13 protein-coding genes are annotated in these 16,699 nt (G+C 75.0%); 4 read left to right on the forward strand and 9 right to left on the reverse strand.

Annotation, left to right across the window (positions count from 1 at the left end; genetic code table 11):
- The first annotated feature begins 236 nt into the window (after positions 1–236).
- On the forward strand, positions 237–3,887 hold the full coding sequence (locus EV562_RS07500) for a S8 family serine peptidase (protein ID WP_133885854.1): 3,651 nt from the start codon (positions 237–239) through the stop codon (positions 3,885–3,887).
- Positions 3,888–3,981: 94 nt separating this feature from the next.
- Here the strand turns inward: EV562_RS07500 and EV562_RS35855 are convergent, their stop codons facing one another.
- From EV562_RS35855 to EV562_RS07515, 4 genes are all read right to left on the reverse strand, one after another.
- Positions 3,982–4,110 (reverse strand): hypothetical protein, encoded by a 129-nt coding sequence (locus tag EV562_RS35855; RefSeq protein WP_279588475.1) that lies wholly within the window; start codon positions 4,108–4,110, stop codon positions 3,982–3,984.
- Positions 4,111–4,172: 62 nt separating this feature from the next.
- The gene (locus EV562_RS07505; protein WP_133885855.1) at positions 4,173–5,567 is read right to left on the reverse strand and encodes a carboxyl transferase domain-containing protein; all 1,395 of its coding nucleotides are present in this window, start codon (positions 5,565–5,567) and stop codon (positions 4,173–4,175) included.
- On the reverse strand, positions 5,560–7,017 hold the full coding sequence (locus EV562_RS07510) for an acyl-CoA synthetase (protein ID WP_133885856.1): 1,458 nt from the start codon (positions 7,015–7,017) through the stop codon (positions 5,560–5,562). The genes EV562_RS07505 and EV562_RS07510 overlap by 8 nt, the downstream gene beginning before the upstream one ends.
- Before the next feature lie 107 nt (positions 7,018–7,124).
- Complete coding sequence (locus EV562_RS07515) at positions 7,125–8,549, reverse strand: SLC13 family permease (protein WP_133885857.1); 1,425 nt, start codon at positions 8,547–8,549, stop codon at positions 7,125–7,127.
- A gap of 242 nt (positions 8,550–8,791) precedes the next feature.
- Between EV562_RS07515 and EV562_RS07520 the strand changes: the two genes are divergently transcribed.
- Positions 8,792–9,499, forward strand: a complete 708-nt coding sequence (locus EV562_RS07520; RefSeq protein ID WP_133885858.1) for a FadR/GntR family transcriptional regulator — start codon at positions 8,792–8,794, stop codon at positions 9,497–9,499.
- A gap of 33 nt (positions 9,500–9,532) precedes the next feature.
- Here the strand turns inward: EV562_RS07520 and EV562_RS07525 are convergent, their stop codons facing one another.
- Positions 9,533–10,123, reverse strand: a complete 591-nt coding sequence (locus tag EV562_RS07525; RefSeq protein WP_208298307.1) for a hypothetical protein — start codon at positions 10,121–10,123, stop codon at positions 9,533–9,535.
- A gap of 266 nt (positions 10,124–10,389) precedes the next feature.
- Between EV562_RS07525 and EV562_RS07530 the strand changes: the two genes are divergently transcribed.
- Both EV562_RS07530 and EV562_RS07535 read left to right on the forward strand, forming a co-directional pair.
- Positions 10,390–11,163, forward strand: coding sequence for an IclR family transcriptional regulator (locus EV562_RS07530; protein WP_133885860.1), 774 nt, complete (start codon positions 10,390–10,392; stop codon positions 11,161–11,163).
- Positions 11,160–12,020 (forward strand): SMP-30/gluconolactonase/LRE family protein, encoded by an 861-nt coding sequence (locus tag EV562_RS07535; protein WP_133885861.1) that lies wholly within the window; start codon positions 11,160–11,162, stop codon positions 12,018–12,020. The genes EV562_RS07530 and EV562_RS07535 overlap by 4 nt, the downstream gene beginning before the upstream one ends.
- Positions 12,021–12,092: 72 nt before the next feature.
- Here EV562_RS07535 and EV562_RS07540 read toward each other — a convergent pair whose 3' ends face one another.
- The 4 genes from EV562_RS07540 to EV562_RS07555 form a co-directional block, all read right to left on the reverse strand.
- The gene (locus tag EV562_RS07540; RefSeq protein WP_133885862.1) at positions 12,093–13,496 is read right to left on the reverse strand and encodes an FAD-dependent monooxygenase; all 1,404 of its coding nucleotides are present in this window, start codon (positions 13,494–13,496) and stop codon (positions 12,093–12,095) included.
- Complete coding sequence (locus tag EV562_RS07545; RefSeq protein ID WP_133885863.1) at positions 13,486–14,694, reverse strand: MAB_1171c family putative transporter; 1,209 nt, start codon at positions 14,692–14,694, stop codon at positions 13,486–13,488. Before EV562_RS07545 ends, EV562_RS07540 begins: the two co-directional genes overlap by 11 nt.
- A 112-nt stretch (positions 14,695–14,806) precedes the next feature.
- Complete coding sequence (locus EV562_RS07550; protein ID WP_133885864.1) at positions 14,807–15,991, reverse strand: MAB_1171c family putative transporter; 1,185 nt, start codon at positions 15,989–15,991, stop codon at positions 14,807–14,809.
- Positions 15,988–16,530, reverse strand: coding sequence for a toxin (locus tag EV562_RS07555; protein ID WP_133885865.1), 543 nt, complete (start codon positions 16,528–16,530; stop codon positions 15,988–15,990). The genes EV562_RS07550 and EV562_RS07555 overlap by 4 nt, the downstream gene beginning before the upstream one ends.
- Positions 16,531–16,699 lie beyond the last annotated feature (169 nt).

A 16,699-nucleotide genomic window follows, 5' to 3' on the forward strand; every position in this document is an offset into this window, starting at 1 on the left:
CGCAGCCGAACCCGCCGTCGCAGCCGCAGCCCGCCCGCGACCCCGCAGTCACAGCCGCAGCCGCAGCGACGGTCGAGTCCGTCGGTGCGCTCGATGCAGGTCGGCGCGCCCGGTTGGCGGGAACCCGCCAGGGCGCCTACCCGCCGCATCCAGGCAACTCCCGTGTCTCGCGGGCCCCCTGAGACTGCTCACAGCACTCGTCACAGCACTCGACGACGACACGAAGAGAGACGTGGATGAGCACAGGACCAGTCAGACGCGGGGCGACCCTCCTGTCGGCGGGGCTCGTGATCGCGCTGCTGCCGGCCGGGACGGCGGCGGCACAGGATCCGCCCCCGGACCCGGCGCGCCCCCCGACGGCGGCCGCCCGCACGGCGACCGCGGCCCGCACCGTCACCCTCGTCACCGGTGACCGGGTGACCGTCACCGACCTCGGCGGCGGCCGGAAGACCGTCACGGTCGAGCGGCCCGAGGGCGCCACCGGGGCCGTGCGCACCAGCACTTCGGGCGGCCGGACCACCGTCGTACCGGACGAGGCACTGCCGTACCTGCGCGACGGCAGCCTCGACGAACGGCTCTTCGACGTCGGGGCGCTGCTGGAGCAGGGGCTCGCCGACACCGAGACCGGCGAGCTGCCGCTGATCGTGACCTACGGCAAGGGCACGCGGGCCGCCACCCCGCGGGGCACCGAGCGCACCCGGGCGCTGCCCAGCGTGCGCGGGGCCGCCGTCGACGCCGACAAGGGGCGGACCTTCTGGCGGGAGTTCACCCGCCGCGGCGCCGGGATCGACGGCGTGTGGCTCGACGGGCGGGTCACCGCCGACATGGCGGAGTCAAACGCCCAGATCGGCACCCCCGAGGCATGGGAGGCCGGACTCACCGGCAAGGGCGTCACCGTGGCCGTACTGGACAGCGGCGTGGACGCCGGGCACCCCGACCTCACGGGGCGGATCGCGCAGAGCAAGAGCTTCATCCCCGGTCAGGAGGTCGCCGACCGGCACGGTCACGGCACCCACGTCACCTCCACCGTGGGCGGCAGCGGCGCCGCCTCCGACGGCAAGGAGAAGGGCGTCGCGCCCGGCGCCACCCTCGCGGTCGGCAAGGTCCTCGACGACGGGGGCTCCGGCAGCGAGTCCGAGATCATCGCCGGCATGGAGTGGGCCGCCCGGGACGTGGACGCCGACATCGTGTCCATGAGCCTCGGCTCCACGGAGGCAAGCGACGGCACCGACCCGATGGCCGAGGCCGTCAACACCCTCTCCCGCGAGACCGGAGCCCTGTTCGTCATTGCGGCCGGGAACACCGGCGCCCCGTCCTCCATAGGCTCGCCCGGCGCGGCGGACGCCGCACTGACCGTGGGCGCCGTCGACTCCGCCGACCAGGCCGCCTGGTTCACCAGCGCCGGGCCCCGCTACGGCGACAACGCGCTCAAGCCCGACCTGTCGGCCCCGGGCGTCGGCATCCTCGCCGCCCGCTCCCGGCTGGCGGAGGGCACCGGCGACTACACCAGCATGGACGGCACGTCGATGGCGACGCCGCACATCGCCGGGGTGGCCGCCCTGCTCGCCGAGGAGCACCCCGACTGGGACGGCGCGCGGCTCAAGGACGCGCTGATGTCCACGTCGAAGGAGCTGGACGCCCCCGTCCACCAGCTGGGCGCGGGCCGGGTCAGTGTGCCGGACGCCGTCGGTGCCGACGTCACCGCGACCGGCAGCGCCGACCTCGGCTTCCACGCCTGGCCGTACGACGACGCCGAACCGGTCACCAGGACCGTCACCTACGCCAACTCCTCCGCCGCCGACGTCGAGCTGAAGCTGTCCGTGCGGGGCGCCCCCGAGGGCGTCGCCACCCTCGCCGACACCTCCCTGACGGTCCCCGCGCACGGCACCGCCTCCACCACCGTCACCGGCGACGCCTCCAAGGCGCCGGTCGGCAACACCGGCGGGCAGATCGTGGCGGCCGACGCGACCGGGACCACCCTCGCGCACACCGCGTTCGGCCTGGTCAAGGAGGAGGAGCGGTACACGGTCACCGTGCACGTCAAGGACCGCTCCGGTGCCGCGACACCGGCCGACCTGACCGTCCAGCAGCTCGCCAAGGGCGTCGACCCGGTCCCCGCGCACGTCGGTGAGTCCGGCACCCTGGAGCTGCGGCTCAAGCCCGGCACGTACAGCCTGTCGTCCTTCCTCGACGTGCGCGGCAGCCACGGTGCCGACTCCCTCGGCCTCGGCTTCCTCGCCGCGCCGGAGGTCGTCGTCGACCGGGACCGCGAGATCACCCTGGACGGCCGCGAGCTGCGCGAGATCGCCGCGGACGTCGACCGGCGCACCGAGACCCGGCAGCTCCTCATGGAGTACGACCGCGAGGCGAACGGCTCCGACCTGTTCGGCGCCGTCCAGGTGCCGCTCACCTACGACAGCATCTTCGCCGCGCCCACGAAGAAGGTCACCGAGGGCGGCTTCGAGTACCGGACCGTGTGGCGGCTCGGCAAGCCGCTGCTGGAGGTCAAGGGGATCGGCGAGGCCACCGTCCAGTCCGGCGGAACCCTGATCGAGGGCCGCACCCGGCTGCCCCTGGCCGACGTCGGGGACATCGGCGACGGGCCCTTCCCGGACGGCGTGCGCGGCAAGGCGGTCCTCGCCCGGCTCACCGACGGGACCGAACCGGCGGCGCTCGCCGCGGCCGCGCAGGACGCCGGCGTCAAGGCGCTGTTCGTCACCGACGACACCGCCGGACGCCTGATGTCGTACTGGGGCACGGAGGACAACGCCGACCGGCCGCTGCAGATCGCCACGGTCTCCGCGGCCGACGCCCGCCGGCTGCGCGAGGCCGGACGGGTCGACATGACAGGCACCCGCAACACGCCCTACGTGTACGACCTGTCCGAGGGGCACCGGGGCGCCGTGCCCGACCGCGACCTCACCTACCGGCCCGGCCACCGCGACCTCGCCGAGCTGCACACCGCGTACCACGGCGCCGAACCGTCCAGCGGCGGCGAGTTCCGGTACTCGCTCACCGACACCTTCCCGATCGGCCTCGGCTTCCGGGAGCGGATCGACTACCCCGTCCAGCGCACCGAGTACGTGTCCACCGGACCCGGCCAGCGGTGGCACGAGACCGTGACGAGCGCCGGTGAGGCGCTGGAGGAGCGCGGCGGAGTCGTCGCGTACCGGGGAGGGTCCAACGAGGAGCTGGACTGGTTCAAGCCGGTGTGGCACCCCTACCTCGGCACCGGGCTCGGCTGGGGACAGCAGCGCGTCGGCAACCAGCTCCAGTTCAACGCGCCCGGCTGGGGCGACTCCGGCCCCGACCACACCGGCTTCGGCGACGTGTGGAGCGAGGGGAGCGGCGTGTCGCAGACCACCTCGGTCTACCTGGACGGCGAACTGGTCGACCAAGGCCCGAGTTCCGCCGCGTACGTCTCCGACGCGCCCGCCGACGAGCACACGTACAAGCTCGTCACCGACACCGCGCTCGACGCGGCGCGGTGGCCGCTCGCGAGCAAGGGTCACGCCGAGTGGACCTTCCGTTCCGCCGCCACCCCGCAGGACCGGTGGACCTACCTGCCGCTGATCAACCTCTCCTTCGACGTGGACACCGACCTCGCGGGGACGGTGCGCGGCGGGAAGAAGCTGCCGGTCGGCCTCGGCGCCTCGTACGTGGTGGGCGCCCCGGACACCGGGACGATCGGCGGCGGCGGCCTCGAGGTGTCGTACGACGACGGGAAGAGCTGGCAGCAGGTCCGGCTGCACGGCGGTGACGCCTCCTGGAACGGGACGCTGAGCGTGCCGCGCCACGCCGAGCACGTCTCGCTGCGGGCCACGGCGCACGACGACCGGGGCGGCTCGGTCACGCAGGAGATCGTGCGGGCGGTGGCGGTGCGGTAGGCCGCGGCCGTTCGGCGCCCGTGCCCGGGCGCGGACACGCGGACGGCGCCGCCTCCCTGGGACGGGGAGGCGGCGCCGTCGGGTTCTCGGACCGTCAGACCAGCCAGCCGACGAAGTGGACGAGGCCGGCGAGGATGTCGGTGAGAAGGTTCATGATCGTGCAGCTCCTTGCGCTGTTCATGTGCGGGACCCGCGGGGCCCCGCCGGGACGTACTCGGGACATGTGCGCCGACTACGGTCTGCAGCCCGTCGTTCGCACACCGTAAGTATCGTTGGTCCCTGCAGTCACATGCGCTCTCCAGAGCGACGATCACCTGTTCCAGGGAACAACTGCTCGCTTGTTCGGATCACGCCAAGTTCGGCCAACTCCTGGGGTGTGATGCGCAGTTGTTCGGCCGTCGTCTCCGCTTCCTCCGGCGGGCGCTTGAGGATCGCGGCGGCGTGCTCCGGGGCGATGACGGAGAAGTAGCTGTCCGGGGTGGCCCAGGCGGCACCGGGCGCGGCCAGGGCCAGCGCCCCGCCGGAGCCGCCTTCGCCGATCACCAGCGTGGTGACCGGCGTGCGTACCGAGGCCACGGCTCCGAACAGGTCCGCGATCGCCGGTCCCGCCCCCTGCCGCTCCGCCTCCGCGTCGTTGGCCGCGCCCGGCGTGTCCACCAGGGTCAGCACCGGGATGCCGAGCCGGTCCGCGAGGTGGATCAGCCGGGTCGCGGTGCGGTACCCGGCGGGCCGGGTCGCCGTGCCCGTCTGGGCGGCGTAGGCGACCGTCCGCCCCGCGTGCTCGCCGAAGCCGCAGAGCATGCCCTCCGGGTCCCGGCCCCCGCAGCGGTCCCCGGACAGGGCGACGCGGTCGGTGAAGTAGGCGTCCAGGTACGCCCGGGCGCGCGGGCGTCCGGGAGCGCGGGCCCGCAGTACCGCGTCCCAGCCGCCGGACGGCAGGTCCCGCGCGCCCAGCGGTTCCGGCACCGGCGCCGGGTCGCCGGAGGGCGCCGTCAGCAGGCGCAGCCACCGCCCCAGCGTCGCGCGCAGCTCCCCGGCCGGTACGACGGCGTCCACGCTGCCCGCCGCCAGCTGCGCCTCGGCCGTGTACGCCGCCGGGTCGGCGTCCGGCGGCCGGACCCGCGAACCGGCGAAGCCGACCTGGGCGCCGGGCAGCGCGAGGACCACGTCGGCGCCCGCGCCCAGCGTCGCCCAGCCGCCCCCGGTCGCCGGGTCCCGCACCACCGCGACCTGCGCGAGCCCGGCCGCCCGGGTGAGCGCCGACTGCCGGGCCACCCGCTGGAGCTGGGTCAGCGCGAGCATCCCCTCCTGCATCCGGCTGCCGCCGGTGGCGACCAACGGCACGACCGGCAGGCGGTGTTCGCGTGCGTACGTGTACGCCGCCTCCAGCCGGTCGCCGGTACGGCTGCCCAGTGAGCCGCCCAGGAAGCCGAACTCGAAGGAGATCAGCACGGCCGGGGTGCCCCCGACGCGGCCGGTGCCGCACACGACGGACTCCTCCTCGCCGGTCCGCCCGGCGGCGCGGGCCCGCGCGGCGTCGTAGCCGGGCCAGCCGAGGGGGCCGTCGGGCGGCCACGCGCCGTCCGGGTGGGGGAGTTCGGTGAAGGGCGGGGCGTCGGTGACGAGGGCGAGGAACTCCCGCGCGCTCGCGCGTCCGGCCGCGGCCGGGCCCTCAGCCACGGTCGAGCGCCCGCTTCATGATCTTCCCCATGTCGTTGCGGGGCAGCGCCTCCAGGTACCGGACGACGCGGGGCCGCTTGTGCGGGGCGAGCCGGGCCGCGACATGGCCGGCCAGCGTGTCCAGGGCGGGCGGCGCGGCGGGGTCGGCCGGGACGATCCAGGCCACGATCCGCTCCCCGAGGTCGGGGTCGGGCTCCCCGGTGACGGCGGCCTCCCGCACCGCCGGGTGTTCGAGGAGGGCGTTCTCGATCTCCCCGGCGCCGATCTTGTAGCCGCCGCTCTTGATCAGGTCGGTGGCCTTGCGGCCGACGATGCGGACATAGCCGTCGGGCTCGCGCACCGCCATGTCGCCGGTGCGGAAGAAGCCGTCCTCGGTGAAGGCGGCGGCGGTGGCGTCGGGGCGGTTCAGGTACTCGGTGAACAGGTTCGGGCCGCGTACCTGGATCTCGCCGACGCTCTCCCCGTCCAGCGCCGCGATCGGCGTGCCGTCCTCCTCCACGAGCCGCAGCTCCACACCGGGCAGCGGCACGCCCACCGTCCCCGCGCGCGGCTCGCCGTCGGCGCGCACGCTGGTGTTCATCAGCGTCTCCGTCATGCCGTACCGCTCGATCACCCGCCGTCCGGTCGCGGCGGCGATGCGCTCGTGGTCGTGCACGGGCAGCGCGGCCGACCCCGACACCAGCAGCCGCGCCCCGGCGAGGCCCTTCACCAGCTCCGGGTCGCCGGGGAGCGTCTCGGCGATCCGGTGGTACATCGTCGGTACGCCGAACAGCATGGTCGCGCCGTCGTTCAGCTCCCGCGCCGCGCCCTCGGTGGAGAACCTGCCCAGGTGCCGTACGGACCCGCCCCGGCGCAGCGGGCCGAGGACGCCGAGGACCAGGCCGTGCACGTGGAACAGCGGCAGCCCCTGCACCAGTACGTCGTCGCCGGTCCACTCCCACGCGTCGGCGAGCGCGTCCAGGGTCGTCGACAGCGCCCGCCGGGGGATGACGGCGCCCTTGGGCGGTCCGGTGGTGCCGGAGGTGTAGACGACGAGCGCGGGATCGCCCTCGCCGGCGCGGTCCTCGGGGACGGTCCCGCGCGCCCGCACGTCCACGTCGACGCGCTCCAGGGCGGCGAGGGCGGGCGGGAGCCCGGCGTCCGGGGGCGCCAGGACGAGGGAGGGGGTGCTGTCGGTGAGGATGTGCGCGAGTTCGCCGTCGCCGGACTTCGGGTTGAGGGGGACGGCGGCGGCCCCGGCCAGCAGGGTCGCCACCACGGCGACGGCGGTCTCCACCACCGGGGCCGCCCAGACCGCGACCCGGCGGGCACCGCCGATCCGCCCGGCCGTGGCGCCCGCCGCGGCGGCGAGTTCCGCGTAGGTCAGGGAGCGCTCGCCGAACCGCAGCGCGGGCCGTTCGCCCGGAGCGCCGGTCGGGGCCGGGGTGAGGGCCGGGAAGAGAGAGGACACGCGGAGTACTCCTTAGCTGGTGCCTGCGAGCTGTTGCCCGGGAGCTGTCGTTCAAGGCTGCCGGATCGCGCCGGATCGCGCCGGATCGCGCCGGATCCGCCAGGGGCCTACCCGAATCCGGGCACGACCAGCACCAGCCAGGCCAGCGCCGGCACGGCCGCCACCACGATCCCCCCGTAGACCATCAACTGGCGGAAGAAACGGTCGCGGTCCACGTCCGGGGCCGCGGCCAGCACCAGCGCGCCGTTCGTCGAGAACGGGCTGACGTCCACCACCGTCGCCGACACCGCCAGCGCCGCCACCATGCCGACCGCCCCGATCTCGCCCTGCGCGAGGAAGGGCACCGCCAGCGGGATCAGCGCGCCCATGATGCCCACGGAGGAGGCGAAGGCCGACACGATCGCGCCGATGTAGCAGAGCAGCACGGCGGCCAGCAGCGGGACGCCGATGCCGCCGACGCCCTCACCGGCCCAGGTGATGGTGCCCATCTCCTCCAGCACCCCGACGTAGGTGAGGACACCGCAGATCAGCAGCACCGTGGACCAGGCGATCTCGCCGACGGCGCGGCGGCTGTCGTCCGGCCAGACGGTGCTCAGTACGACGGCGAGGGAGACCGCGGTCAGACCGGCGTCCAGGTCGAAGCCGAGGACGGCCACGACCAGGGCGACCAGCGCGACCAGGGTGGCGATCCGGGACGGGGTGAGGCCGAGGCCGGTGCCTTCGCCACCGCCGGTCTCCCGGTCGGGGCGGAGGGCCACGGCGGCCGCAGCGGTGCCTCCGGTGCGGCCGTCCGTCACCGTGCCGGCGTCCGTGCCCGTGCCCGCGTCCGTACTCGCGTCCGTACCGGTCCCGGCGGCGGGGCCCCTGCCGGTGGGTTCCGCGCCGCGGCCCGGGGCGCCGTCGTCCTCGGGCGTCACCGCCCCGCGCGCCCACAGCTTCCGCCCGCCGAGCACCGCGAACAGCACGGCGGCGATGAGGAGGTTGGCGGCCAGTGAGGCGAGGAACAGGCCGATCTCGCTGCCGGGGAGCTTCTCCCGTTCCACGATGCCGTTGACGATCGAGCCGTAGATGCTGATCGGTGAGAATCCGCCGGCCTGCGCGCCGTGCACCACCATCGTGCCCATCAGCAGCGGGCTGATCGAGTACCGGGTGGCGAAGCTCAGGGCGACCGGCGCGACGATCGCGACCGCGGCCGGGCTGACCGCGCCGATCGCCGTGAGCGCGCCGGTGAGCGCGAACATCACCCACGGGATCAGCGCGACCCGGCCCCGCACCAGCCGGACGGCCGCGTGCACCAGCCAGTCGGTGGTGCCGTTGGCCCGGGCGATGGCGAAGAGATAGGTGACCCCGACGAGGACGACGAACAGGTCACCGGGGAAGCCGGCGAAGATGCCGTCCGCGTCGAGGTCGGCGACGAGCGTGCCCACCCCGAACGCGGCGGCGAAGGCGAGCGCGCCCATGTTGACCGAGCGGGTGGTGGCGATGACGAACACCACGACGAGGACGAGGATCGAGACGAGTTCGGGGGACATGCGGGGGCTCCCGAGTGCTGACCTGACGATTGTCTTGATGGGGGGTGAGGACGACGGCGAGGACGAGAACGAGGGCCCATCCAAGTGGCCGAGTGGATGAGCCACTTGGAGGGTGCGGTTGGCTGGTCAGCGTGGGCCCGGTCCCGGCCGGCGTCAAGGGGTCGGGCAACAATTGGCTCAGCCACTTCACCACCGGACCGCCCCTCGGCCCGGTGCTACGCTCCGGCCGGGAGGGGGATCTCATGACCGACGCCCTGCGGCCCATGACCAGGCAGCGCCTGTACGAACAGGTGCTGGAGCGGCTGCGCCAGTACGTCACCGACGGCGGCCTGCGGGCCGGCGACCGGCTGCCGCCCGAACGGGACCTCGCCCAGCGCCTCGGTGTCAGCCGGGCCTCGGTGAAACAGGCGATCGTGGTCCTGGAGGTCCAGGGCCTGGTGGAGGCCCGGCACGGCGGCGGGACCTACCTGGTCCGCGACAGCCTCGACGTCGAACCGGTCGAGAAGATGGTCGAACGCCGCCGGCGCCTCCCCGACGTCCTGGAGGCCCGCGAGGCGCTGGAGACGAAACTCGCCGAACTGGCCGCGGAGCGCCGCACCGAGGAGGACCTCTCGGCGATGCGGTCCGCGCTGGAGGTGATGGCCGAGGAGATCGACCGGGACGGGCACGGCGTCGAGGGCGACCGGCTGTTCCACGCGGCGGTGACGGCGGCGGCGCACAGCGGTCTGCTCGCCGAGTTCATGCGCTCGATCGCCCAGCAGATCGCCGAGAGCCGCACCGAGTCCCTGCGCCAGCCCGGCCGCCCCGGCCGCTCCCTGGCCCAGCACCGGGCGATCCTGGACGCCGTCGCCGCCCGGCAGCCACGGCAGGCCGCCGCCGCGATGCGTCGCCACGTCCGTACGGTGGCCAAGGTCCGCCTGCTGGACTGGGACCCGGAGGACGAGCGCTGACCGTCCGCCGCCGCGGGGCTCGCGGGCCCCGCGTCACGCGCCGGGGGCGGTGCGCTGGAGCAGGCCCCAGGTGAACTCGGCGACCACCTCGTGCCGTACGCCGTCCCGGTCCGGGGCGGTGAAGGCCAGCCCCCACCGGGTCGGGGCCGAGCCCTGGAGCGGCCGGGCGGGGGCGAAGGCGCGGGCCGCCTCGTCGACCGTGCAGGACCAGGGCGTGAGGTCGTCCAGGGTGCGCAGTGCGGGCCCCGGAGCGCCGGGGGCGCGGACCAGCCACTCGTTCCACACCACGCCCCGGTCGGCGACCAGCACCTCGAAACGCAGGTCGGGCCAGAGGGGCAGCGCCCACTGCCGGGCCTCGCACTCCAGGTCGCCGATCCGGCGGGGTGCCACCGAGTCCGGCTCACCGAGGACCGAGCGGTACCGCGCGGCGGCCGAACGGGACCGGGGGGAGCGGAGCATCGCCTGCCAGCGTCTGTTGGCCTCGCGCATGTCCGCGACCGAGGCACCCAGCGCGCGGCGGGCGTCCTCCACGGGGCCGGGATTGTGGTCGGCCATGCGGCGCAGCAGGACGAGCTGGAAGTCGCGCGGGGTGAACGGTCCTGCGGGCTGCTTTCCGGTCGGCATACCGACCATCTTCGCGGACGAGGCCGGTGGGCACGGTGACCGCCTTCGCGGACGAGGCCGGTGGGCACGGTGACCGCCTTCGCGGAGGGGGACGGCCGGCGCGGCGACCGTCCCCGCGGACCACGTCCCCGCGGACGCGGCGGACCCGGGCGGCCAACCGTGGGCCGGAACCCGCCCATTGCCCAGGCAAACGCGATATGAGTAGCCTGTGTTCGCGATTCCGACCGCCTGTTGAAATCTCGAACAATCTAGGGAGGGGGCTGGACATGGGACGCCTCGTGCCGGCCGTGACCCGGGCTCTCGACATACTGGAGCTCTTCCTCGACGGGGACGGCACGCTCTCCGCCCCCGACATCGTGCGCAGGCTCCAGCTGCCGCGCACCACCGTGCACGAGCTGGTCACCACGCTCGCCGCCCGCAAGTACATCGTCCCGGTCCCCGGGCAGTCCGGACGCTACCGGCTCGGCGTGCGTCCGTACCAGCTCGGCGCCCGCTACGCCGAGCACCTCGACCTCGCCGCAGAGGGCCAGCAGGTGGCCCGGAGCGTCGCCGAGACCTGCGACGAGACGGTGCACGTGGCGATCCTGGAGGACACCGACGTCATCTACATCGCCAAGGTCGACTCCACGCACGCGGTGCGCATGGTCTCCGCGGCCGGCCGCCGGCTGCCCGCGCACTGCACGTCCGTCGGCAAGATGCTGCTGGCCTCCCTGCCCGAGCCGGAGGTCGCCGCGCGCTTCCCCGACGGCGCCGAGCTGGCCGCGATGACCCCCAACAGCATCACCGACCCGGCCGCCCTGCGCGAGGCCCTGACCGTGATCCGCGAGCGGGGCACCGCCGTGGAGAGCCGCGAGTCCAACCCGGACGTCTCCTGCGTGGCCGCCCCGGTCCGCGACCGCACCGGCCGCGTCGTCGCCGCGCTGTCGATCTCGGTGCCTATGATCCGCTGGAGCGAGGAACGCCGCGCCGACCTGGAGCAGCTGGCCGTCAAGGGCGCCGCCGACCTCTCCGAGCGGCTCGGCCACAGGAGCGCGGCATGACGACGAACGGCACGGCCTTCGAGGTGGCCGTCCACGCGGAGGCGGCCCTCGGCGAGGGGCCCACCTGGGACCCGGCGACGGACCGCCTGCTGTGGCTCGACATCCTGAACTCCCGCGTCCACACCTACGACCCGGCCACCGGCCGGCGCACGCTGCGCCGCACCGACCAGCACGTGGGCGCCGTCAAGCCCCGCACCGGCGGCGGGCTCGTCCTCAACCTCCGGGACGGAATCGGCCTGGTCGACCCCGACGACACCTTCCGCTGGCTGCACCGCGAGCCGGTCCCCGGCCGCCGCGGCAACGACGCCGCCGTCGCCCCCGACGGGAGCCTGTGGGCGGGCACCATGCGCTACGACGAGGCGCGCGGCGGGGGCACGCTGTCCCGGTTCACCGGCGACGGCACCGCCGAGACCGTCCTGGACGACGTGACGGTGAGCAACGGCACCGGCTGGAGCCCCGACGGCCGGCTGATGTACTACAACGACACCCCCACCCGCCGCATCGACGTCTTCGACGTCGCCGGGGACGGCCGGGTCGCGGGCCGCCGCCCCCTGGCCACGATCGAGGACGGCGCGGGCTTCCCCGACGGCCTGTGCGTCGACGCCGACGGCTGTGTGTGGGTCGCCCTGTGGGACGGCTCGGCGGTGCGCCGCTACACCCCGTCCGGCGCCCTGGACCGGGTGATCACCCTTCCCGTCCCGCGCGTCACGGCCTGCGCCTTCGGCGGCCCGGACCTCACCGACCTGTACGTCACCACGGCCCGGGTGGGCCTGTCGTCCCCGCACCCGCTGGCCGGCTCGCTGCTGGTGGTGCCGGGGGCGGGCCGGGGGATGCCGCAGCCCGCGTTCGCGGGGTGAGCGAGGGACGCCGCCGGACGGCGTCACGAGCGGTGGCGGCCGTGCCCGGGACCACCGGGAGCGGCCGCCCGCTCACACCCCCGCGCGGTCGAGTCCGGCGAGCACCTCGCGCTCGCCGGGGGTGAGCGGCGGCCCGGACAGCGGGGGCAGCGACGGCCCGGCCAGGGCGGCCAGGACCGCCGACGGGTGGAACATGCGGGCCGGCGACGTACGCATGCTGGTGACGTCCCAGATCGCCGAGGCCGCCGCGAAGGAACCGGTGGCCGCCCGCGTCATGCGCCGCGTGTACGCCGTCGCCGCCCGGTCGGCGAGCCCCGGCCGCCCGCCGCGCGTGGCGGGGTAGAGCACGTCCTGCCCGACGGCCATCGCCCACGCCGCGTCCACCGGGCGCGCCGCACCCCGCAGCACCCGCCGGGCGAGGCCGGGCGCGTCCAGCCGGTCCGCCCGGCCCAGCTCCCGGCCGAGCACCCGGGCACCGAACGCGGCCACCGACATGCCCTGCCCGTAGGCCGGGTTGAAGGTGCCGAGCGCGTCCCCGAGGACCACCAGGCCCTCCGGCCAGCGGGGCACCTTGTCCAGGTAGTGCCGCACGTTGCTGGTGGACCGGCTCAGATGCACGTCGGTGAGGGGTTCGGCGCCGGAGACCAGCCGCCCGACGATCGGGTCCGGCAGACCGAGCGTGTACCGCAGGAAGCCCTCCGGGTCGGCCGGCGGCTCACCGCCGCGCGTGCCGCCGCAGCTGACCAGCCAGCGGTCCCCCTCGACCGGCATGACCATGGCGCTCCGGCCCGGCCGGGAGACGTACGGGTCGGCCTGCACGATCGTCAACGGGAACCGCTCCGCCCCGGCCGGCACCCGGTACAGGCGCGAGGCGTTGACCAGCCCCGAGTCCACGGTCCTGGTCCGGACACCGGACAGCCCGAGCCGCTCCAGCCAGGGCACGATCCGCGTGCCGCGTCCGCTCGCGTCGACGACCAGGTCGGCGTCGAGGTCCTCCTCACCGCCGGGCCCCGACACCCGCACGCCCCGCACCCGCCCCGCGGAACCGGTCAGCCCGGCCACGGCCGCCCGGCGGACCTCGACCGCCGTGTGTTCGAGCACCGTGGACCGTATCGTCCAGTCCACCAGCGCCCGGGTGCAGGTGAGCATGACGGGACCCTCACGCCGCCAGCGGCGCAGCCAGCCCTCGGGGGTGCGGGCCAGCATGCCCGAGCTGAGGGATATCTCGTGGGCCCCGGCGGCGAGCAGCCGCTTGCGCAGGCCCACGCCGGGCACGATCTCCTCCATCGCGGCCAGCCCGCCGGCCATCAGCAGGTGCGCGTGCCGCCCCTGGGGCAGCCCACGGCGCTGACGGGGGCCGTCGGGCAGGTCGTCGCGGTCCAGCACGACCACGTCCTCCACGCCCGCGTCGGCCAGTACGGCGGCGGCCAGCATCCCGGCCAGTCCGGCACCGACGACGACAGCTCTACGCGACATGGGGCTCCTCGGGTTCGGTCAGGGTTCCGGTCAGGCCGGACGGGCTCGTGCCGGGCGCGCCGGGGCGGCCGGGCGGGTGGTGCAGCGCCTGGGACAGCTCCACCAGCCCGCTCGGGCCGGGTACTTCGGTGGCGTGCAGCCGGTAGGAGCCGGTGGAGCCGGACGGTTCCTCGTGGGCTGCGGCCCGGCGCGCCGCGTCGGCGAGCATCACCGCCTCCGCCGTCAGCCGGGCCTCGTGCGGGGAGCGGCCCGCGCGCAGGGCGGCGTCCCGCGCCCGCTCCCTGACCCGGTGGTCGAAGTACGGCGCCAGCGCGAGCAGGGCGTCGTGGATGGAGACCTCACGCCACTGCAGCCGGGCCCGGGGGAGCTGCCACCAGGCGGCCGGCGGCTTGGGGGCCGTGGACACCGACCCCACCAGCGACCACAGCGGCCCCAGCCGCCGGTAGTCGTCCAGCCCCCGCCAGTGCGCGAGCACCGACGGCAGCAGCCTGGGCAGGCCGAACCCCACGGAACACACCAGCGCCGCCAGCGACGCCATCGGCGGGGCCACCGTGGTGGACAGGAAGTCGAGATCGTGCCCGGCCCACCGGGCCGCCACCGCGGTGTACTTGGCGAGCTGGAACCCCACCAGGTCCAGCAGCCCGCCCAGCAGGATGAGCCGCAGCCCGACCCGCAGCAGGCCGCCCACCTCACGGCTCCACTTGACGCAGACCACGCACATCACCAGCATCGCCGCGCTGTGCCCGAGCAGGTACAGCAGGATCATCTCCCGCATGAACGGGGTGGCGGCGTAGTACGTGTCGAGGTCGGTCAGCCGCTCGGTGTCCGCGTCGGCGAGCAGGAACAGCACCACGATGGCGGCCACCAGCAGGCCGTAGGCGGCCATGCTGCGCACCACCGCGCGCCGCACCACCGCGCGGGGGCCGCCCCGCCAGTTGATCAGCAGCACCAGCACCGCGCAGCTGTACGCGGAGAGCATGCCGTAGGTCAGCGGGGCGCCGAAGTTGGTGACGCCGGTGAGTTCGTTGACGGTGCCGAGGGTGGCCGGGGCGGCGCACACGAAGACCAGCGCGCCGAGGACGATCGCCACGCAGGTGGACAGGGTCAGCGGATTGCGGACGGCGGTGCGCGGGCGGCGGAACAGCAGCACCGAGGTCATGCCGAACACCAGTGCCGCCAGGTAGACGACGAGACTCACGCCCGACCACTCCTCTCGTGCGGGACTTCCGTGTCCCGGCCGTGCCCGCCGCCCGTGCGAGGGACCGCGCGGGCGTCCGTACGACGGCCGTCCGGGAACCCGCCGCGGCCCCTCACGCGGTGCCCGCCGTGGTCCGGCCGCTCGGCACGGCGGACGCGGCCGGTACCCGTACGGCGCCGGCGAGCACGTCGGCGATCCGCGCGAGGGTCGCCGGATCCGGCGACGGTGCGGGGGACCGGCCGGCGCGGGAGTCCGGCGGCGCCGCCCGCCCGGGACCGGCCTCGTGCCGCAGCGCGTCGGTGATCACCGCGGCCCAGGCGCACGCCCCGGCCAGCTCGGGGTCCCCGGTCGCCGCCATCGCGTCGGCCCGGGTCCGGTCGTACAGGTCCCGGTCGCCGTACGCGTCCAGGTGCCCGAGTGCGTTGTGGATGCTCGTCCGGCGCCACATCAGGAGGGTGGCGGGCCCGGCGAACCGCGGGCGCGGCAGCCGCAGCGACCGGCGCACCAGCAGGTCGTCCAGCGCCCGCTCCAACGGCTCGAGCCGGGCGTACGCACGGGCGGCCCGCCGCCACTCGGCCGCCCACGGCGTCACCAGCGGCACGAGCACCCCGACCACCACCAGCAGGGCGCCCAGACCGGCCGCCGCGGGGGAGACGGTGGTGCCGAGCGCCGACCAGTCGTGGCCGGACCAACGGGCGCTCACCGCGACGAGCTTGGCCACGCTGTAACCGGCGCCGCACAGGGAGCCGGTCCCGAGCAGCACCAGGCCGGCCCGCAGCCCGCCGCGCACCTGCCGGGCCCAGCGCAGCGCGGACACCGTCGTGACGCTCACCGCGGTCAGGTGCGCGACCAGGTACAGCACGATCATCTGGGCGATGAACGGGGTCCTCGCGTAGTAGGTGTCCAGGTCGGTGCGGCGTTCCACGGGCGCGTCGCCGAGGGCGAAGGCCACCCCGATGCCGAGGACCACGGCGGTGTAGGCGAGCGTCCACCGGCGGACGGTGTGCCGCACCCGGGGCCCGCCGCGCCAGTGCACGACGAGGACCTGGGAGGCGGCGCAGTAGCCGGTGATGGCCGCGTAGGTGAGCGGTGCCGCCAGGTTGGGCACGCCGCTCAGCCGGTTCACGGTTCCGACCGTCGGCGGCGCACCGAGCAGGAAGCAGAGCCCGGCCAGCCCCAGCACCGCGCAGATGGCCCGCAGATACGGGTCGTGCCGGTGCCGGAGCAGGTCGGGGGCCTTGACCGCCAGGCCGAGCCAGAGCGCTGCGCAACTCAGGTAGTTGATCAGGCTGTTCATCCGGTCGTCCCGCGGTAGTTGAGCGCGGCACCGATGCGGCCCGCGAGACTTCCGGGACTGGCCGGATCACTGCCCTCCGCCGCGAACACCGAGTCGGTGGAGGCGTCCAGCCAGGCGCGCAGCCGCGTGCCCATCAGCATGCCGAAGCGGTCCGCCTCCTGCTCCTCGGCCAGGGAGAAGTCGGTGCGCGCGGCCACCGGCCGGGTCCGCTCGCCCGCCGGGGAGTTTGCCGCTCCACCGTCCGCCTCGGCCCGGCGGCGGCTCATGTGCCAGACCTCGTGACAGAGGATCACGATCTGGTGCCAGACGGCCGCGCGTTCGTCCACCACCACGTCGTCGTGGCCGTCGCGCTCCAGCCACAGTCCGCTCGCCGTGTGCGGCGGGAACGCGGCCCGGTGCACGACCACCTCGCGGCCCCGCCACGCGCTGACGGAGGCGACGAGTGCGTCGAACAACACCTCGGGATCGGCCGGCACGGCCACCCGGATGGGGTCGATGAGGGCGTCCGCGAGACGCCGCATCTCCTTCCTGGTACGCACCGCTGTCTCCTCGTTCCCCCGGCCGTCCTCCGGTCACCCCTGCAATATGCCAAGACGCGTGCCGTCCGGGCCAGTTCCAGGGGCCCGCGGATCGCCCGGTGGCCGAGACGGAACCCTCGTCCCGCCCCCGCGCCCGGTGCGCAGTGCTGCCGAGATCTTGCCCGAACCA

Origin of the sequence: Streptomyces sp. BK208 (genome assembly GCF_004364245.1) — a bacterium.
Classification (GTDB): Bacteria; Actinomycetota; Actinomycetes; order Streptomycetales; family Streptomycetaceae; genus Streptomyces.